This window comes from Brevibacillus fulvus, from assembly GCF_016908525.1.
GTDB lineage: Bacteria > Bacillota > Bacilli > Brevibacillales > Brevibacillaceae > Brevibacillus_G > Brevibacillus_G fulvus.
In genome coordinates, this window is sequence record NZ_JAFBEB010000010.1 from 85,598 (window position 1) to 105,059 (window position 19,462).

At 50.3% G+C, this 19,462-nt stretch carries 17 protein-coding genes, 1 pseudogene and 1 riboswitch; of the genes and pseudogenes, 11 read left to right on the forward strand and 7 right to left on the reverse strand.

The window, feature by feature from the left end; all coding sequences use genetic code 11:
- Positions 1 to 100 precede the first annotated feature (100 nt).
- Positions 101 to 1,543: a dipeptidase PepV gene (pepV, locus tag JOD01_RS14155; protein WP_204518967.1), complete on the forward strand. Its 1,443-nt coding sequence runs from the start codon at positions 101 to 103 to the stop codon at positions 1,541 to 1,543.
- Positions 1,544 to 1,736: 193 nt separating this feature from the next.
- Positions 1,737 to 2,090: a hypothetical protein gene (locus tag JOD01_RS14160; RefSeq protein ID WP_204518968.1), complete on the forward strand. Its 354-nt coding sequence runs from the start codon at positions 1,737 to 1,739 to the stop codon at positions 2,088 to 2,090.
- Positions 2,091 to 2,127: 37 nt separating this feature from the next.
- Here the strand turns inward: JOD01_RS14160 and JOD01_RS14165 are convergent, their stop codons facing one another.
- Positions 2,128 to 3,843 (reverse strand): methyl-accepting chemotaxis protein, encoded by a 1,716-nt coding sequence (locus JOD01_RS14165; RefSeq protein ID WP_204518969.1) that lies wholly within the window; start codon positions 3,841 to 3,843, stop codon positions 2,128 to 2,130.
- A gap of 112 nt (positions 3,844 to 3,955) precedes the next feature.
- Here JOD01_RS14165 and mobA point away from each other — a divergent pair, with 112 nt between their 5' ends.
- Positions 3,956 to 4,588 carry a molybdenum cofactor guanylyltransferase gene (mobA, locus tag JOD01_RS14170; RefSeq protein ID WP_204518970.1) on the forward strand — a complete coding sequence of 211 codons (633 nt, stop codon included), beginning with the start codon at positions 3,956 to 3,958 and terminating at the stop codon, positions 4,586 to 4,588.
- Here mobA and fdhD read toward each other — a convergent pair.
- Positions 4,585 to 5,403, reverse strand: a complete 819-nt coding sequence (gene fdhD, locus JOD01_RS14175) for a formate dehydrogenase accessory sulfurtransferase FdhD (RefSeq protein WP_204518971.1) — start codon at positions 5,401 to 5,403, stop codon at positions 4,585 to 4,587. The two genes, mobA and fdhD, sit on opposite strands and share 4 nt — an antisense overlap.
- A 359-nt stretch (positions 5,404 to 5,762) precedes the next feature.
- On the opposite strand from fdhD, the pseudogene JOD01_RS14180 reads away from it, so the two are divergent.
- The 7 genes and pseudogenes from JOD01_RS14180 (at position 5,763) to JOD01_RS14210 (ending at position 13,065) form a co-directional block, all read left to right on the forward strand.
- Positions 5,763 to 7,047, forward strand: a pseudogene (locus JOD01_RS14180) (L-lactate MFS transporter).
- A gap of 56 nt (positions 7,048 to 7,103) precedes the next feature.
- On the forward strand, positions 7,104 to 7,463 hold the full coding sequence (locus JOD01_RS14185) for a Na-translocating system protein MpsC family protein (protein ID WP_204518972.1): 360 nt from the start codon (positions 7,104 to 7,106) through the stop codon (positions 7,461 to 7,463).
- Positions 7,464 to 7,744: 281 nt separating this feature from the next.
- On the forward strand, positions 7,745 to 10,093 hold the full coding sequence (locus tag JOD01_RS14190; protein ID WP_204518973.1) for an FdhF/YdeP family oxidoreductase: 2,349 nt from the start codon (positions 7,745 to 7,747) through the stop codon (positions 10,091 to 10,093).
- Between the two features lie 42 nt (positions 10,094 to 10,135).
- Entirely contained in the window at positions 10,136 to 11,380 is a 1,245-nt protein-coding gene (locus tag JOD01_RS14195) for a molybdopterin-binding protein (protein WP_204518974.1), read from the forward strand.
- A gap of 117 nt (positions 11,381 to 11,497) precedes the next feature.
- Positions 11,498 to 12,013, forward strand: a complete 516-nt coding sequence (gene mobB / locus JOD01_RS14200) for a molybdopterin-guanine dinucleotide biosynthesis protein B (protein WP_204518975.1) — start codon at positions 11,498 to 11,500, stop codon at positions 12,011 to 12,013.
- Positions 12,014 to 12,084: 71 nt separating this feature from the next.
- The gene (locus tag JOD01_RS14205; protein WP_204518976.1) at positions 12,085 to 12,474 is read left to right on the forward strand and encodes a hypothetical protein; all 390 of its coding nucleotides are present in this window, start codon (positions 12,085 to 12,087) and stop codon (positions 12,472 to 12,474) included.
- Between the two features lie 63 nt (positions 12,475 to 12,537).
- A complete protein-coding gene (locus JOD01_RS14210; RefSeq protein WP_239565461.1) occupies positions 12,538 to 13,065 on the forward strand; it encodes an HXXEE domain-containing protein in 528 nt (175 codons plus the stop codon).
- 111 nt (positions 13,066 to 13,176) lie between these two features.
- On the opposite strand, the gene JOD01_RS14215 is transcribed toward JOD01_RS14210, so the two are convergent.
- From JOD01_RS14215 to JOD01_RS14225, 3 genes are all read right to left on the reverse strand, one after another.
- Positions 13,177 to 13,725 (reverse strand): helix-turn-helix domain-containing protein, encoded by a 549-nt coding sequence (locus JOD01_RS14215; protein ID WP_204518978.1) that lies wholly within the window; start codon positions 13,723 to 13,725, stop codon positions 13,177 to 13,179.
- Positions 13,726 to 13,884: 159 nt separating this feature from the next.
- Positions 13,885 to 14,454: a lysophospholipid acyltransferase family protein gene (locus tag JOD01_RS14220; protein WP_204518979.1), complete on the reverse strand. Its 570-nt coding sequence runs from the start codon at positions 14,452 to 14,454 to the stop codon at positions 13,885 to 13,887.
- A 35-nt stretch (positions 14,455 to 14,489) separates the two neighbouring features.
- On the reverse strand, positions 14,490 to 14,864 hold the full coding sequence (locus JOD01_RS14225; protein WP_204519019.1) for a DUF423 domain-containing protein: 375 nt from the start codon (positions 14,862 to 14,864) through the stop codon (positions 14,490 to 14,492).
- 186 nt (positions 14,865 to 15,050) lie between these two features.
- On the opposite strand from JOD01_RS14225, the gene JOD01_RS14230 reads away from it, so the two are divergent.
- Positions 15,051 to 16,472, forward strand: a complete 1,422-nt coding sequence (locus JOD01_RS14230; RefSeq protein WP_204518980.1) for a SpoVR family protein — start codon at positions 15,051 to 15,053, stop codon at positions 16,470 to 16,472.
- A gap of 69 nt (positions 16,473 to 16,541) precedes the next feature.
- Here the strand turns inward: JOD01_RS14230 and JOD01_RS14235 are convergent, their stop codons facing one another.
- Positions 16,542 to 18,263 (reverse strand): GMC family oxidoreductase, encoded by a 1,722-nt coding sequence (locus JOD01_RS14235; protein WP_204518981.1) that lies wholly within the window; start codon positions 18,261 to 18,263, stop codon positions 16,542 to 16,544.
- Between the two features lie 23 nt (positions 18,264 to 18,286).
- Positions 18,287 to 19,042 carry a gluconate 2-dehydrogenase subunit 3 family protein gene (locus JOD01_RS14240; RefSeq protein WP_204518982.1) on the reverse strand — a complete coding sequence of 252 codons (756 nt, stop codon included), beginning with the start codon at positions 19,040 to 19,042 and terminating at the stop codon, positions 18,287 to 18,289.
- A gap of 230 nt (positions 19,043 to 19,272) precedes the next feature.
- Positions 19,273 to 19,362, forward strand: a riboswitch (cyclic di-GMP riboswitch).
- Positions 19,363 to 19,462: the final 100 nt, after the last annotated feature.

The following is a 19,462-nucleotide window of genomic DNA, read 5'->3' on the forward strand; positions in this document are numbered from 1 at the left end:
GCCGTTAACGATCATGTTAACGGCTCCTTCTTTGCAACAGGATTTTGCTTTCTTTGGGCAGAATTATGTGGTAAGCAACTGGAAAAGGAGATAGGTAAAAATGAATGCACAAGATTGGTTGCATGAAGTAGAGAAACGAAAGGATGCATTGATTGCCGTCACCCGACAATTTTTGCAAATTCCCAGCGTCCTGGATGAACAGACAGCGCGTCCGGGTGCGCCGTTTGGCGAAGAGATCAACCGCGCGCTGGAATTTGTCGTCGGTGTATGTGCGGAAGCGGGGATGACAACGAAAAATGTTGAAGGGTATGCTGCTCACGCGGAATTCGGGCAAGGCGAGGAATTAATCGGGATTCTTGGCCATGTTGATGTCGTTCCTGAAGGGGAAGGCTGGAGTACGCCTCCGTTTGCAGCGGAAATCGTGGACGGAAAGATCGTCGCACGGGGGGCGTTGGATGACAAAGGACCGACAATGGCCGCTGTCTTTGCAGCCAAACTCATCCTGGAACTGGGCCTGCCGCTGCGCAGACGGGTCAGACTTATCTTCGGAACGAATGAAGAAAATGAGTGGGCTTGCGTGGAACGCTATTTTCAAACAGAAGAGATGCCGACGATGGGCTTCTCACCGGATGCCGACTTTCCTGTTATTCATGCCGAAAAAGGCTTGACCCATTTGATCTATCGTCAGTCGTACGAGCAGCATCGCCGGATGAGCGGCACCGATCCTTCCCCTAAGGGAGCGTGCCAGCTGGTCTCGTTTTCGGCCGGCTCGCGATCCAATATGGTACCGGCACGGGCTGTGGCAGTGATTGAACCGGGAGATAAAACAGCAGATGAGTTGACCCGGCTGTTCCAAACCTGGCTTAGCGAACAGGGAATTACGGGAGAAGCGAAAGAAGAGCAAGGCAGACTCCAATTGAGTATCAACGGTGTGGCAGCACACGGTTCGACGCCGGAGAAAGGCGTGAACGCGGGGACGATGCTCGCCCATTTTTTGGCAAAGCTGACATTGGATCAGCGGGCCGCACAGTTTGTTTCCTTGATTGCGCGCTATCTGCATCAGCAGCATTTTGGCGAGGCGCTGGGCATTGCCCACGACAATCGGGACATGGGGCCGCTGACCGTTAATACAGGTGTGATGCGCTATGAAGCTGAAGGAGAAAGCAGGCTGGACATCGATATCCGTTATCCGCATACGATTCGCTATGAGGATTGGCAGCCGCTGCTCAACCGCCCGTTTGCCTCGCTCGGCTACGAACTCGAAGTGATGATGCATCAAACACCGCATTATGTTGATCCAAAGCATCCTTTGATTACCACTTTGCAGCGGGTGTATACGGAACAGACCGGTCAGCCCGCCGATTTGTTGGCGATTGGCGGCGGTACATACGCTCGTTCGCTAAAGGCGGGAGTTGCTTTTGGACCGCTGTTCCCCAACCGTGAAGAATGTGCGCACGAAGCGGATGAACACCTCTATGTGGAAGACTTGCTGAAAGCGACCGCTATCTATGCGCAAGCGATCTATGAACTGGCCAATGTCTAAATGAAACAGCAAGCAAAACAGCCACAACGGCAGACTGCAGGCAAATTTTCGCCTGTGCTTGTCCGTCATGGCTGTTTTCCTTGTGTAGACCGGCTTCCCCAAAACAGCCAGCGATTGCCCAGATGCATAAAATACCAGCTAATGCCAATAGTAAAAAGGACGCTGTTTGTTTGACGAGGAGGGAGTATATAGATTGAGCGGTCTTGTGCTAAAATTGATCATCGTTCCGGCGCTTGTGCTATTCCTCGACTTTTTGATTGGTCCGGTCTTTTATCCAGCTTTTGTCCAGACGATCCTGATCGGCATCATGCTGGCGGTGGTCGGCCACTTTGTGGAAATTTTGTTTCTGCGTCCGGGAAGGCTGTGGGCAACTACCATTGTTGATGTCATGCTGTATACGGCATTGCTTATGCTCAGCCCGTTCGCTTTTGACGGTGCGCGCGTCACGCTGGACGGCGCGTTGCTGCTGGCCTCGTTGCTAGGGATTGCGGAATATCTCTACCACCAATGGATTGTTCGCCGCCAGATTTTGCAAGGCACTTCCTGACCTGCCGGCATTTGCCGCGAGCGGCTTAACCTGCCCGTCAAGCATGGTCTGTCTTGAATTTGCTGATCAAATCGTTGAGATGATGGGAAGCTTGGGAAATCGATTGAGCGGTCTCGGCGATGACTTGCATCGACGCAAATTGTTCTTGCGAGACAGCCGTCACATTTTGCACACTTTGCGCCACCGATTCAGCGCTCTCCGAAATCAGGCGTATCGATTCGACCACTTGCTCGGCCATCGCAGACATCTGCAACGCGGCCGCGGACACATCGGCCACTTCCCGGTCCGTCTCTTGCACACTTCGTTGAATCGATCGGAAAGAGTCTCCCGCTTGATTGACGATTTTCTTTCCGCGAGCTACTTCTTCCAATCCGGTTTCCATGGAGATGACGGCGCTTTTCGTCACGCTTTGGATCGTTGCGATCAGGCTGCTGATTTGCTGGGCAGATCGGGAAGATTGCTCCGCCAGCTTGCGCACCTCATCGGCGACGACCGCAAAACCTCTGCCATGTTCACCCGCTTTTGCCGCCTCGATCGCCGCGTTCAACGCCAGCAAGTTGGTCTGTCCGGAAATATCGGTAATCACCTCAACGATCTGGCCGATTTCACTGGAATGGCTGCCCAACTGATGGATGATCGCGGCAAGCTCTTCGATTTTGGCTTGAAGCAGTTCCATCTGATCCACTGCTTGTCCCACCGCTTGGCTTCCGCTGTCTGCCGTGACGGAAGCGTTGTTTGTGACCTCTCTGATCATTTCTGCGCCATTTGCCACCTGCTTGGCCCCATTGGACAGCTCATGGACGGAATGATAGCTTTGCTGGGAGCTTTCCGCCTGACTGACGGCACTGGCGGCTACCGATGAGATGTTGTCTGCGATCTGTTCCGACGCTTTGCTAAGCTGACCGACATGCAACGTGAACTGCTCCGCAGCGTTCGTCACTTTGTCGGACGCTTCCGCCACCTGCATCAGCAGCAAGTTCAGTTTGTTGCGCATCTGGTTGTAATGGCGGGCCAGCTGGCCAATCTCATCTTCACTCTGTTCATCAAGCGTATAGGTAAAATCGCCTTCGCCCGCGCAGGCTACCGCTTGGGCAATTTTATGCAAGCGCTTCCGCAACTTCCGCGAAAACAAATAAACGAGACAAAGCGCAAAGGCGATGACCAGGACGAGAACAAGCAGAAAATACGTCATCATGGTCGCTTTGCTTGTTTCGATCAACGCTTGCGAAGCTCCCACATACCAAATGCCGATAATTTCGCCTTGCTCGTTTTTGAGCGGCTGATAGGCCGATTGGTAAAGTTTGCCGACAACGTTGGCTTCGCCCAAATAAATTTGCCCTGCTTTCAGCACAACCTGGGCCACCTGCTCCGACACTTTTGTGCCGACAGCCCGTTTGCCTTCGGCGGTTTGCACATTGGTAGCAATCCGGGTATCCCCCTGAAAGATGGTGACGGTATCTCCGCCCGTTAATTGACCGATTTCGTCAACCAATGCAACGTTGTCATTCATTTTTTCGGAACCTTTGTATAAGGCGCCATTCTCAATCTTCCATTCGCCCGGATACTTTTTGTCAATCAGTTCGTAACCGAGCATAAGATCTGACTTGGCTTTTTCCAGCGCGGTTGCTTTAATTCCCTTTTCCAATTGATTCGATACCAATACAATCGTGATCAGGGCAAATAGAATCAGAATGGAACTGAAAAAGAGATTGATCTTTGTTCCCAACCGAAGTTTCCGAAAAAATTTTTTCATGCCTTCCCTCCTAAAGCAATGAGAAAAATGGATAAAGATTCAAATAAAATGTAATATTTGGTTATAATAAAAGCAAATATTTTTTGAGGTCAGGCAAAAAAGGATGACACGGATGGACGTTTGCGGAGTTATTTTGGCCGGGGGGAAAAGCAGTCGAATGGGGACCCCGAAGGAATTGCTCGATTGGGGAGGTCAACCGCTGATCTTGCATTTGGCCAAAGCGATCGTGCATGAGCAGTTGCCTTGCCTGGTGATCAGCAATCGACCGGAACGACTCCCTAGTTACGAGCTGAGCAAGCTCGGGGTAACGATCAAACCGGACGAGGGCGGATCTTACGGGCCGATCAGCGGCATCGTCACCGGATTTCAGCATACAGAGGCCGAGACGCTGCTGGTCGTATCGTGCGATCTGCCGTTTCTCGACGAACAGGCAATCGGCCAGTTGCTTGCTTTTGCTCGCCGCGAGCAGGAATGGGACGCGCTCGTGGCGGCAAGCGGGCAGAAACTTCACCCGTTGCTGGCCGTCTATCATCGGCGGACGGAAGCATGCTGGCGGGAAGCTTTGCAGGCTGGACAGTATCGCCTGATGGATACGCTCGCCCGCCTGCGGATGAAAATCATTCCGCCAAAGCTGCTTGATCGCTGGGCCACATACAATGCCAACACGCCGGAACAATATCGCGAAGCGCTGTTGGAAAAATGCCGCAGGGAAGCCGAGGCAAAACAAAAGCAAGGTGGGCTTTAAGAGCCCACCTTTTTTGCCGCATACTCGGCGATGCGGTCCGGATGCGTATAGATGTTCATGTTTTCGTTGCGGACGAAGCCGATGGCGGTAATGTTCAGCTCTTCGGCCAGTTGCAAAGCCAATTCGGTCGGTGCCGATTTGGAGATCAAAATACCACAGCCGATTTTTGCCGCTTTCAGCAGCACTTCCGAAGAAAGCCGGCCGCTGAAGACGAGCAGCTTGTCAGCGGTATGGAGCTGATGGCGCAAGCAGTACCCATATATTTTGTCCAGGGCGTTATGTCTGCCGATATCGGCATACTGCAATTCTACTTGTTCCGGGGTGCAGAGCGCGGCATTATGTACACCGCCTGTTGTCTGATGAATCACGGAAGCGGATTGCAACTGTTCCATCAGGCGAAGGCATTGCGCCACCCCGATTTTCAAACTGGTCTGCACCGGTCTGGCTGTGCGGGCATCGCTGAAAAAGTAGAAAGATTGGCGGCTTTTCCCGCAGCAGGAAGTGATTCGTCGCTTGGAATAAAAACTTTGCTGGAGCTGTGTTTGTTTTTGCAGATCGACATAGGCAAACCCTTGCTCGGTATCAATCGAAACTTGTTTGATTTCGTCATAGGACCGAATCGCTCCTTCGGAGGCGAGAAATCCGATTACGAGCTCTTCCAGGTTGGTTGGGGTGCAAACAACGGTCGCGAACTCTTCGTCATTTAAAAAAATGGTCAAGGGATACTCCGTGACAATCACATCGTCTTCTTGCAAAAATTGCCCTTGCCGCACTTTAATGACCGGTTTCAAAATCGTATCAGCCAGATTGGACATGGGAAATCCTCCTTGTAAAACCAGTTTATGAAAATTTTTTGGCGGAAAATATTGTCTCCCTATGTTTTCCATGGTAGTATACTACTTGAGAACTAGATTGTCACAAAAAATTCAAAAAAGCAAATTGTCAAACGGAATGATACGGGATAGCGCGCCTGTCACCGGTTATTCTTATGACGCGATCTGACATAACGCTGTTAATGCGGACGTAGCGATCCTGCCGAAGATTAACTGCCGTTGATTCAATGTTCATGTACCCGCTGCAGTTTCATGAACATTGATTGATACGGGAGTTTTTTCTTATTTTTGGGGATATATCCCTGCAAAAATCCACTGATCAAAAAGGAGATGAAGAAACATTGAGTCAGAAAGTGAAAAATCGCTGGCTAATCGCCTTGGCAGCCGTAGGGATACACATTTCCATCGGCTCCGTCTATGCCTGGAGTGTGTTTACCAAACCGATCCAAAGCCAGTTGGGCTGGGACTTATCCGCGGTTACTTTTACTTTTAGCATCGCGATTTTGTTTCTCGGTCTGTCTGCCGCTTTTCTCGGCCATTACGTTGAAAAGCACGGCCCGCGCAAGGCAGGGATTTTGGCATCCTTGTTTTTTGGGGTCGGTATCTTCGGTTCCGGCTTAGGCATCCACTTTGAGAACATTTACTTGCTCTATTTCTTCTTATGGCGTACTCGGCGGAATCGGCTTGGGAGTCGGGTATATCACACCGGTATCGACTTTGGTCAAATGGTTCCCTGATCGGCGCGGGTTGGCCACCGGTTTGGCGATTATGGGCTTCGGATTTGCCTCATTGATCGCCAGTCCGATTATGCAGGCATTAATTGAAAGCGTTGGCATTGCAGGTACCTTTTATATTCTTGGTATCATCTATTTCATCATCATGTTTGCGTCTGCTCAATATCTCGCACCGCCGCCTGCCGGTTGGCTGCCAGAAGGCTTCCAAGAGCAAGTGGACGCGGGCAGCAAACAATTGAAGCGGGACTTGGTTCAATTGACCGCCAATGAAGCGGTAAAAACGCGTCGTTTCTATTTATTGTGGTTGATGCTGTTTATCAATGTCACCTGCGGGATTGCGATTATTGCCGTAGCTTCGCCGATCGCGCAAGAGCTTGTCGGGTTGACTGCCGTTCAAGCCGCAGCGGTCGTAGGTTTGAACGGCTTGTTCAATGGCGGCGGACGGATCGCCTGGGCATCGTTGTCCGACTACATCGGCAGACCGAACACGTACACCGCCTTCTTTATTATCCAAATCGTTGCGTTTTTCCTGATGCCGAATCTCAGCAGCGCGATTTTATTCCAAGTCGTTCTCTACCTGGTGATGACTTGTTACGGTGGAGGATTCTCTTCCATTCCCGCCTATATCGGCGATTTGTTTGGCACTAAGCAGTTGGGGGCAATCCACGGCTATATCTTGACCGCCTGGTCGGCAGCGGGGTTGGTAGGACCATTGTTTAACACCTGGCTTTACGGGGTAACGCACAGCTATGTCACTTCGCTGATGGTGTTCTCGGCGATGTTTGCCGTCGCTTTGCTGATCTCGCTGTGGATTCGCCAGGATATCAAAAAATTGAAAGCGCAAGCATCAGCACATGAATCTTCCGTTGAATTAGCTGGAACAATGCGGTAAATTTGTAATAGATGGACGAGATTGACGAAACTTACGATTAAAGGTGACCGACTACCATGAATAAATACGAGGCAGAGTTTAGCAACCTGGTAAGGGCTTTCCGCAAACGTCATATGGGAAAAGGCCCGAGCAAAATTGTAACCACCTTCTGCAAGTGCTGGGCGATATGCGAAATGGAAGGCAATTTGTCGCCCGTGGAGAAATTTATCGCCACTGCCGAGGAAGGAAAACAGATGCTCAGGGCGGCACGGACGGAAATGGTCAAAGAAATTTACCGGAAAAACCGTCCGGTCGAAATGGAAGCACTTCTAGGCGCAAACCTTGTCGACTTATTTGTTGATATTGATATCGACCGTGACTTTGGCATGTCAATCTTTGTCTTCGATCAAGACATTCAGAAAAAGTTTTGCGAGTAATCCGCCGATTCAAGGCAGCGTTCCTGCTGTTGGTCTGGCACAATATAGCATCCATACGGACCGTAGACGCTTGGCAGCGTTCCTGCTAAAGAGATACCGCCGTGATCCCGTTCTTGTCGCAGTAGGCAAGTTGTGGTTCATGGCGTTTTTTTAGTTAAAGTCAGGTGCAAAGGTTGGCCAGATCCGCTTTTCGGTTCTGCTGAATACAGATAGCAGCAAGGCGGAAACGAATACGCAGCAGGGAAACAGATGAGCGGAATACACGGAAAGGAGTGTTTCAGATGGGAAAAACAAAACATACGGGTCCGATTAAATTGGATACATCGCTGAAACCGTCGCTTTGGGCCGGTCTGATGCCGATGGGACTGGGCAAAATCAAGCCGCATCATATTCGTGATACGATGAAGGTCGTTTATGATAACCGCGACAATTTGCCGTACGCTTACCGCATCCTGACCCAGGGCGTTTGTGACGGCTGCGCATTGGGGGTATCCGGTCTGCATGATCAAACCTTGACCGGACCGCATTTGTGTACCACGCGGCTCAATGTGCTGCGATTGAACACCATGCCCGCGATCGATCCGAAGTGGCTGGAAAATGTGGAGGAGATGCGCAAGCTGAACAGCACGGAGCTGCGAAAGCTGGGACGGATTCCGTATCCGTTGTCGCGCAAACCCGGGGAGAAGAAGTTTACGCGGATCACTTGGGATGACGCCCTGCAGCGGATTGCCGACAAAATGAAAGCGGTTGATCCGAAACAGATCGCTTTCTTCCTGACTGCCCGCGGGATAACCAATGAGGTGTACTATACCGCTGCCAAAGCCGCTCGCTTTATCGGAACGAATAACATTGACAACGCCTCGCGGATTTGCCACTCCCCGAGTAAAACCGCATTGAAACGTTCTGTCGGGATCGGCGCATCCAGCTGCAACTACAAAGATTGGATCGGCACGGATGTTTTGGTGTTTTGGGGTTCGGTCGCCGCCAACAATCAGCCGGTATCGACCAAATATATGTATGCGGCCAAAAAGGCCGGCACGAAAATTATTATGATCAACCCGTACCGCGAACCGGCGATGGAGAAGTACTGGATTCCGTCGATTGCGGAAAGCGCGCTGTTCGGCACGAAGATCGTCGATGATGTTTATCAGGTCAACATTGGCGGCGACATCGCCTTTATGAACGGTGTGATGAAACACTGGTTTGAAATGGAGGACGAGCGGCCAGGATCGGCCATCGATTTGAAATTCGTGCAGGAGCATACGAACGGTTTCGCGGAATTGAAGGAACACGTGCAACGGCAGGATTGGGCGCTGCTGGAACAATCAGCCGGCGTCAGCCGCGAGCGAATGCTGGAATTCGCCAAACTGCTGGCCAATGCCAATTCCGGCGTGTTTGTCTGGAGCATGGGCCTGACCCAGCACCGCTTCGGGACGGACAATATCTCACAAGTCGCCAATTTGGCTTTGCTGCGCGGCTTTCTCGGCCGGGCGCACTGTGGCTTGATGCCGATTCGCGGTCACTCCGGTGTGCAAGGCTCAGGCGAGATGGGCGCAGATCCGTTCAGCTTGCCCGGCGGTGAGTTTGACGAAAAAACGGTGCAGCGGATCGAAAAAGTGTGGGGATTTGAGCTGCCCAAATGGCAAGGGGATATTGTCGGCGTCTCGTTGGAAAATGCGCTGTTGCCCGATCAGCATGAACGAAAGACCCGCGTCTTCTATACGAGCGGAGGAAACTTCCTGGAGACGATGCCGAATCCTGACTTTATGAAACAATGCTTGGAGAACGTTGAATTGCGTGTTCACCAGGACATCATTTTCAACACTTCTACTCTGGTCGATGCGAAGGAAGAAGTCATCGTCCTGCCTGCGATGACCCGTTATGAGCAGCCGGGCGGCGGAACATCGACCAGCACAGAGCGGATGGTCTATTTCAGTCCGGAGATTGAAGGCCCGCGCATTGAGGAAGCCCGCTGCGAATGGCAAATCTACGTCGATCTGGCTTCCCGGGTCAGACCCGAGAAAAAGCACCTGATTGCGTTCCAGACGGCCGAGCAAATTCGTGCGGAGATCGCTGTCGCCAATCCGAACTACGATGGAATCCAGCATTTGAAAAAGCGGGGGGATGTGTTCCAGTGGGGCGGGGCGTGGCTGTGCGAAGACGGCATTTGTCCGACACCCGATGGCCGCGGCAATTTGCTGGCGATCGAAATTCCTGAGCTGCGCAAACCGGAAGGCCATTTCTATGTGACGACGAGACGGGGAAAACAGTTTAATTCCATGCTTTACAGTGACACCGATCCGTTCAACGGCGCCGATCGCTACGATGTGCTGATTCATCCGGAAGACGCAAATAGTCTTGGAATTAAAGACGGCGAAGCTATCGTCGTATATAATGAATATGGGACTTTCCACGGAAGAGCCAAATTTGCCACAACCAGACAGGGCAATATTCAAGTGTATTGGCCGGAAGGAAACGTCTTGATCCCCAAAGGGGTATATGAGCGCTATGCGGGAATTCCCGAATACAATACAGCGGTAATTGTGGAAAAAGCGGAAACATTCCACGCTCACAAAGATACAAAATACGTGGAAAAACGGATTGCCGAACTGGAAACAGAGATCAGTTAATCACCAAGGAAAACAGGGTGAAATGGTAGAGGAGGACAAAGGGTGCGCTTTCATCGCCAAACTATAACCGTGGAGCAGGCACGCAGCAAATTGTTGGCCCGAATCACGCCGACTACGCAGGAAAAAGTATCGCTTGGCGAAGCGTTTGGGCGCATATTGGCCCAGGACCTGGTTTCTCCCTGCGATTACCCGGGCTTTGACCGCTCGCCGCTCGATGGCTATGCGGTCAGAGCGACCGATACAGAAAGCGCGACGGTACAGCAGCCGGTCTACTTACAGGTGGTGGAAGAGATTGCGGCCGGAGATGTGCCGAAAATGGCGCTAGGGCCAGGAATGGCCAGCCGGATCATGACCGGCGCCATGCTGCCTGTTGGAGCGGATGCTGTGATCATGTTTGAGCAAACGGTCAATCCTGGCGAGAAAGTGCAACAGGTCGGAATCAAACGCAAGTTGACCGCCTGGGAAAATGTTTCCCGCCGGGGCGAAGAAGTGGAGCAAGGGAGCGTAATAGCCCGAAGCGGCGAGGCCGTTGATGCCGGAATGGTCGCTCTCTTGGCCTCCTTTGGCATCACGGAAGTGCCGGTTTATCGCAAGCCAACAATCGGCATTTTGTCTACCGGCAGCGAGCTGATCGATTTCGATCAGCCGCTCCGACCGGGCATGATTCGCGACAGTAACTCGCTGATGTTGCAAATGCTCGTTTTGCAGGCGGGGGGAATCCCCGTCCTGTTTGACAGACTGTCCGATCATTCCCCAGCGGTCAAAGCGACGATCCAACGTTGCGCGGACCGTGTGGATCTTCTGGTTACAACCGGCGGCGTGTCCGTCGGCGACAAAGATATTATCGCTTCGCTGGTCGATGAGGCGGAGGTTGAACTGTTGTTTAACCATGTCGCAATGCGGCCAGGCAGTCCAACGACAGCGGCGATGATCGGGAGCACGCCCCTCTGCGCTTTGTCCGGCAACCCGGGAGCTTGTCATTTGGGCTTCTTCCTGTTTGTAGCCCCTGTGATCAGAAAAATGGCAAATTTGCCAGCGGAGCCTCCTCGCTGGCGGGCGATCCTCGCCGCCGATTGTGAAAAGCCGAGCCCGTTTCCCCGTTATTTGCGCGGACGAATTGAAGTGCGGAACACGACTTTGTATGCAATTCCTGATCCGCCTGTCAAATCGGGAAATGTCAGCAGGCTGAAAGGCAGCGATTGTTTTATCGTGATTCCGGCAGGCGGGCGCGGCAAAAGAGCGGGTGAGGAAGTAGAAATTCTCTGCTACCAGCATTATTTGCAATGATTCGCGCAAACACACCCTCGATCCCCACCGTACGCGGCCAACACGAAACCGCCTATCCGGTGTGGTCGAGGTTTTTTTGCGAATGGGTTCAAACAAACGGGCTGAGGGGGACAGAATATGTTGACGAGCAGGAAGCGGCCAATGGTCATGCAGTTTGTCGGTTATGCCAACTCCGGCAAGACGACATTGATCGGCGAACTGATCAGCCGTCTGCAGCACGCCGATCCCAAGCTGCGCATCGGCGTGATCAAGCATGAAGGCGGCGGGCATGGCATAGCCATTGATCAGCCGGACAAGGATACCTGGAAGTATCGGGAGAAAGGTGCGGACTTCGTGGCGATTACTTCTTTTAGCCAAACCGCGTTTATTGAGCAACGCCCGGTTTCTTTAGGCGCATTGGTGGAAAGAATGCGCGAATCGGGCGCCGACTATGTGTTTGTGGAAGGATTTAAACAGGAGAGTTACCCCAAGATCGTACTTCTGCGCGACCCGCGTGATCGCGAATTAATCGGGCAGCTCAGCAATGTGCGGGCGATTGTCAGTTGGACGCCCATTTCCGTTGACGGACTGCCCGTATTTGCGATTGACGATCTGGACCGCTTGACTGCTTTTTTGCTAGACTCACAATCGTGAGAGAAAGTGGGAAAGAAGTCTCGGCAAAAAATTCGCTTGAACTGGCGGAATCAGGAAGAAAGGGGAAAGGTATGATTCAACGGCTGCTGGCCGGATTTCTCTCCGGTTTATTGTTCACTTTTGGCTCGGCCTTGTTGATTTTTTTTGATCGCAATATGGTGATACCGCTTGCCATGTTTACATTTCCCACGATCTTTCTCTTGGGAATTCCCATGTCGATCGGCATTGATTTGCTGCTGAAACGGTTCAGAAAATCGGGCAGCAAAGCCGTTTTCTTGGCGGAAAGTGTCCTCTATCTGCTTGCCGGGTATGTCGCAAATCTGATCTTGTTCTGGGCAATTGCCAAAGAATTGATTCTGCCTACGGCAATGTTTCAACTGATGGGCGTCATTGCCGCCTACCTGTATTTTCTTAACTTGTACGCGCTGAGAAAGTGGAAAAATCGCCATGACCAGCACTAACTGGCAAGGCTTTAACAACTGCTACAGGCAGCCTCCTGTAAAAAGTTCGTGGAGTGGAGGACGATGTTGGACATTCAAACGCTGATTTGGCTGTTTCCGATCGTGTTTATAGTGCATGATTTGGAAGAAATCGTGACGGTGGAAAAATGGATCAAACGGAACCGGGCGAATCTCTATGAAAAGCTGCCGCGAAAATGGGCAGAGAGGATGATTCGGCAGTTTTCCTTGACTACCGCACAATTTGCCGTTTCCGTTCTGGTTATCTTTCTTTTGATCAGTTGTTCGGCCCTGATGGCCAGCCAGTATGTCAACCATGCTCCCGTTTCCGATATTTATCTTTTCCTCGTTTGTCAGCTTGTGTTTTTTGTGCATGCCTTCGTTCATATCGGGCAGGCGCTTTTTTTCCGTTCGTTTACACCGGGAGTCATCACCTCCATCGTCATTATTCTTCCTTATAGTACCGCCCTGTTTCAGGAGTTATTTGCCCGGCAGATGATTACCTGGGAAACGATTGCCATCAGTATTCCTTTTGCTTTTCTATTCTTTCCTTTTGTTCTGTTCGCGCATTGGCTGGGGAAAAGAGTGGCCTAAACCAAGCAGCAAACGGCCACAAGCGGGCGAGGCAGGTCGCTTTCCTCCTGACCGTACCGGTCGAGAAAAGCAAGCGGCCCCAACAAAAAACGTTGGGGCCAAGGCGGTCAGTTATAACGTAATGTCAGTACGTTCCTCGGAATAGTTGGCGATCAGCAGAACGGCCGGTTCTTCGCCGGCATTTTTAATCAGATGCGGAACACAAGCTTTCCAACTGAAAGAGTCGCCTTCTTCCAAGACGGCGGAGTCTTCCCCTTGCCGAATCAGCACTTTTCCTTTCAAGACATAATGGACCTCTGAACCGGCGTGAACCATCATCTCTTCATTTTCCGGAGCGCCAACCGGCAATTCAATCATCACCAGCCGCAAACCTGCGTCGTCGATCAAATGCTCGACGCGAATTTGTTCCTTGCCCAAAACCGTTTGCTTACGCTCATCCTTCCGCACAATGCGCAGCCGTTCTTCTTCATGCAAGAGCAAATAGGGCAGGGGGACATTGAGAAACTGGGCGATGCTGTCGAGGGTAGCGATCGATGGCGATGTTTTGTTGTTTTCCACATGACTCATAAAGCCTTTGGATAAACCGGTGCCTTCACACAATTGAGCAATCGTGATCCCTTTTCGTTTGCGAATCGCACGAATCGTTGAACCGATCTTCATGTTTGCTTAACTCCAGTCTGTTAGTTCTTAGGTCTTGTATCATTCCACTCTAATACTAGCAAAATGCAAGGGCTCCATCCAGACAACAAGGCCAGCCAAATCTTTTCAGTCACTGCTGTCACTGGAGCGCTCGGCAAATAGCCCCTTTCGAAAAAGGGGCTAGTGTCGCATCGAGTGCTGGAGTTGTTTGATCGCCTCGGCAATCGCTGTGGCGATTTCCGTATAATCCATGCCTTTGGCAAAAGTCATCGGCTTGCCGTAAACAATGCCCGCTTGCTGCCGCCAGCCTTTCTTCACACCATAAATATAAGTGGGAATGACCGGCGCTTCGCTTTTTCCGACCAAAAAGCCAATTCCTTTTTTGGGATCTTGCATTTCTTCCGTTTTGGAGCGCGTTCCTTCCAGAAAGATCGCGAAGATTTTTCCTTCCTGCAACAAACGGAGCGATTGTTTGAGCGATTTGACATCCGCTTGTCCGCGTTTTACCGGAAAGGCGCCAAATTTTGACAACAACCAGGCAAAGATGCGATTGCGAAACAGCTCTTCTTTGGCCATGATGTGCATTTTGCGGGGAACGTGTGAGCCGACCATGAGCGGATCATAGTTGCTGGTGTGGTTCATTCCTAAGATACAGCTTCCTTCTGGAATGTTCTCCATTCCTTCTATTTTAATGCGGAAGCGGATGTGCAGCCAAAGGTAGACCGCTGTTCGGCAAAACCAGTAAATCATGCGCGTAACTCCTTTAAATCATTTCGAATTTCTGATCAAGCGACGCTTTTCCAGCCGTGAATGGCCAGCATGATCCAGCCAAGCAGGAAGAGTACGCCGCCGATCGGCGTAATGGCTCCGAGAACGCGAACGTTGCTGAGTGCCAAGGCATACAAACTGCCGGAGAAAAAGATGATGCCGGCAAAGAAACTCCAGCCCGCCCAGACGAGATACGTGGAGTCTGGATACCATTTGCTTAAAATGGCCACAAGGATGAGAGCGATCGCATGAATCATTTCGTATTGGACACCCGTTTGAAAGACGCCCAACAAGTAATCGGACAAACGCGATTTCAAACCATGGGCGGCGAACGCACCGAGCGCTACGGCAAGAAATCCGTTCAGGCTGCCCAACAGCAAAAAGGTTTTCACCATGTAAATCTCCTTTACTTGCAATAATTTTATCTGCTTTCATTTTACATGAAACGGCTGGAAAATGCCTAATTGAATTTGGACAAATTCGTGGACTCCGTCGGGCGCTTTGCGTGATTTCCTTAGCTTCTTTTTGCTTGAATCAACATATATATGAATCAAGCTGCAAGCAAGGAGCTGAGAACAATGAAAAATGACGAGAAGCTCGAACTGGAGCGGGCGATCGATGAGATTACGGAAATCGCCAAAGGTTTTGGACTCGATTTTTATCCGATGCGTTATGAAATTTGTCCCGCGGATATAATTTATACGTTTGGTGCCTATGGGATGCCGACAAGGTTCTCGCACTGGAGTTTCGGCAAGACCTTTTACCGCATGAAATTGCAGTACGATTTGAACCTGAGCAAAATTTACGAGCTGGTGATCAATTCCAATCCGTGTTATGCCTTTTTGCTCGATGGCAACAGTCTGATTCAAAACAAGCTGATTGTCGCCCACGTCCTGGCACACTGCGACTTTTTCAAAAACAATGTGCGCTTCTCCAATACCAATCGCGACATGGTGGAGAGCATGGCTGCCAGTTCGGAACGTATCCGCCAATATGAAATCAAGTACGGCAAGGAGGAAGTGGAAAAATTTCTCGATGCTTGTCTGGCGATCCAGGAGCATATCGATCCCGGACTGTTGCAGCCCAAGCTTCGCTGGAAAAAAGAGCAGGAGGAGCCGGAACAGGCAACGGTGAAGGCAGAACGGCGGACACCGTATGATGATCTGTGGAATCTCGATCAAAAAGAGGAAGCGGAGCCGCAGCCCAAAAAGACAAAACGTTTCCCGCCGCAACCGGAAAAAGATTTGCTCCTGTTTATTCAGGAATACAGCTCCATTCTGGAAGAATGGCAACGCGACATTTTAACGATCATGCGCGATGAAATGCTTTATTTTTGGCCGCAGCTGGAAACGAAAATCATGAATGAAGGCTGGGCCAGCTACTGGCATTGCCGGATTTTGCGCGAACTGGATCTAAGCGAAGAAGAAACGATCGAATTTGCCAAACTTCATTCGTCGGTCATTCAACCGTCAACGACCAGCATCAATCCATACCATTTGGGACTAAAGATCTTTGAAGATATTGAAAAAAGATATGATCATCCGACAGCAGAGGAGCAAGAGCGATTTGGCCGCAAACCAGGGCAAGGAAGAAACAAAATTTTTGAGGTTCGGGAAATGGAATCCGATATTAGCTTTATCCGCAATTACTTGACCAAGGAACTGGTCACCGATCTGGACCTTTATTTGTTTGCCAAGCAGGGGAACGATTGGGTTGTCGAAGAAAAAGCATGGGAGCAGGTGCGGGATGGTCTGGCCAACAGCCGGGTTAATGGCGGATTTCCTTATCTGATGGTACAGGATGGCGATTATTTAAGGGTGGGCGAGCTCTATCTCAAGCACAGCTATGAAGGATTGGAATTGGATTTGAAATACCTGGAGAAAACAATCCCTTACATTTACCAGCTTTGGGGCAAAAATGTCCATTTGGAGACGATCGTTGAAGAACGTCCCGTTGTCTTTACGTATGACGGGAAGAAAGTACACAAGCGGTTTTTGTGAAAGGTGAAGAAGAACCTTGAGAGAGCGCCACAAGCGCTCCTCAAGGCTCCGGTTATGCGGATGGATGGTTTACACCAAAGAACCGCCTTTTTGCAAATATTTGAGAATCCCTTCTGCGGCGAGGTAGGACAATGCGCCTACGGTACCGGTCGGGTTGTAACCGCTGTTGTGCGTAAACGAAGAAGCGCCAACGACAAACACGTTTTCCGCATCCCACATTTGACTGTAACGGTTTACGGCCGAAATGCTTGGATCTGTTCCCATTACGACACCGCCTGTATTGTGTGTCGATTGGTATGGAGTGATGTCATATGGTCCCAATTCACCGGAAACTTGCATTTTCGATGGACCCATTTCTTTCAGGACTTCGCCGGCTTTTTCAGCGAGGAATTTGGTCAATTCTCTGTCCTGATCCTCGAAATCGTAAGTAATGCGCAGCAATGGCATGCCATATGCGTCTTTATACACAGGGTCAAGATCAAGGAAATGGTGTTTGTAAGGCAGGTTTGCCCCTTGCGTACTTACCGTAATAACCGAGTTGGCATATTTGATGGAAGTGCTCTTGAATTCTTTCCCCCACGATTTGGTGCCTTTTGGAACCGAGTTGCTGGCAATTGGACGAGCGCCGGTTTGCGCGACGCGAATACCGCCGCCATGCAGGAAGTTCAAATCGCTATGGTCGAAGTTGTCGCCGTTGAAGTCGTCAAAGATCGTACCGAGAGCTCCGGCACCCATAAACGTGTTGAATTCTTTGTCATCGTAGAAGCCGATTGCTTTACCCGCTTGCACTTGATAGGCATAGTTGCGGCCAATTACCCCGGTTCCCGCAACCGGATCGTACGGTTTGCCCAGCTTGGAGTTGAGCAAAATGCGCACGTTGTTAAATACATAGCTGGCGAGAATGACGACATCTGCAGGTTGCTCAAATTCCTCTCCGGTCAAAGTGTTTACATAAACAACGCCGGAAGCTTTTTTGCCATCATGAATGATCCGGGTCACATTGGAGTAGGTGCGAACTTCCAGATTACCGGTATTTTGCGCAACCGGAATAACGGTAACGACTGGATCGGCTTTTGCGCCGTATTCGCAACCAAAACGTTCGCAGAAAGCGCAATACTGACAAGCAGCGCGTTCGATGCCGTCCGGGTTTTTGTAAATGTCGGTCAAGTTGGCAGAAGGAATGGTGTAAGGATGGTATCCCAGTTTTTTGGCAGCCTCTTCAAACATTTTCATGATCGGCGTCTTTTTCATCGGGGGCAGCGGGAATGGGTTGGAACGTTTCCCAACCATCGGATTTTGCTCCTGATCGCCAGCGATCCCTGCCATTTTTTCAAACTTGTCAAAGTAGGGCTCCAATTCATCGTAGGTAATGCCCCAGTCTTGCAGCGTCATGCCTTCCGGAATCTTTTTGGCGCCGTACCGTTCGATCGTTTTGGACTTGATTTCAAAGTCATACGGCAAGAAACGGTAGGTTTGTCCATTCCAGTGAGAACCAGATCCGCCCAGTCCGTCACCCAGCAGGAACGAACCGTATGTACGCATTGGCAAAGAGCGCTCTTTCGTATTATGCCGGAACGTGATCGTTTCTTTGGACAGGTCTTGCATCATTTCGTTGCGTTGCGCATAACGCAATTCATCGTGAGCCATATAGTAATCGGCCGTGCTTCTGCCTTTACCGCGTTCCAGCCCGACTACCTTGATGCCCGCCTTGGTCAGTTCAGCAGCGATGATTCCCCCGGACCAGCCCATACCGGCGATCACGACAGGAACTTTAGGTAACTTGGTTGCCATCTATTTATTCAGCCCTTTCTTGATTAATGACCCATGTGGTCGTGCAAACTTTTGGGTTCGATCGTCATAAACTCTTCTTTTTCGATGTCTTTTGCATAACCCATTTGATTGCCAGGATATTTTCGCATTTTCCAACCTTGCATATCTTTGTTGCCGCCATACATCGGGTCCGCGTATACGCCTTCAAGTGTCAGGCTGCGCAGCATTTTGAAAAATTCTTTCGTTGTCGTTCCGGTAAGCTGAAACTCCTTGCCTTCCTCAAAAACGGTCAAAACTTCTTCATGTTCGGCTTCAGACAATTCTGCGAATTTTTTGTTGTACTTCTGTTGACTGTAGGTGTTCAGTCCTTGCAAACCGATAGTAAAGATTTCCGCACGGCGAAGAGGCGATTGCATGCCTTGTGTCGCGGATCCTTTGTAGAACGGACCTTGCATGTAGTCTTTCGCATTGATTCCCCATGGGCTGGCCAACTGGTGATCGATGTAATAGGCGACACCCAACTCTTTTGCGCCAGGTCCGTGCTCATCCTGCGGAAAGATGCATTCAACGGCAGCTTCCGTAGTTTGGAACTGCTCTTGATTGAAAAACATCAGAGCTTTGTTGTAATCGACCGGTTTTTCAACAACTTTTTCCGCTTCTTTCGTTGTTGCTTCTTTCTGACCAGTCAAGGAACCGCCGATGACTCCGCCGACGATGAGACCACCCAGTGCAAACCCAGAGTTTTTCAAAAAGTTGCGTCGGGAATTGTCTACTGGTTGCTTACTATCTTTTTCCGGCAAAATACTTCCCCCTAACAGTGAATGAGATTTTTGTCGAAATTTATTATATATTAGCAATTACGCATACGACAAGGTTAAATTAATAAAATAAAATTTTAATCATATGTTAAAATTATGGAAAAGTGGTGATAATACACTGAATAACGATGTCGTATTATGTAAAAAAATGTTTTTGATTGTTGACTAGTTATAGCAAGTAGTGTTTAATTTTGACAGATCCTTTTTTACTAATACGATAATGGCAAACTCTGCCGAAAGGGGAGGACGCAAAGCCACGGGTCTAATGGATGGCAACATCCGATGATCGCCGGGCTGCCGAAGTGAGGAAGAGGGTTCAGCTGATCTCACTTTCCAAAAGTGGGTTTTTTTTTACCCAAAACCGGGAATGAGAGTACCAAGCTCGAAAAAACGAAGAAGAAG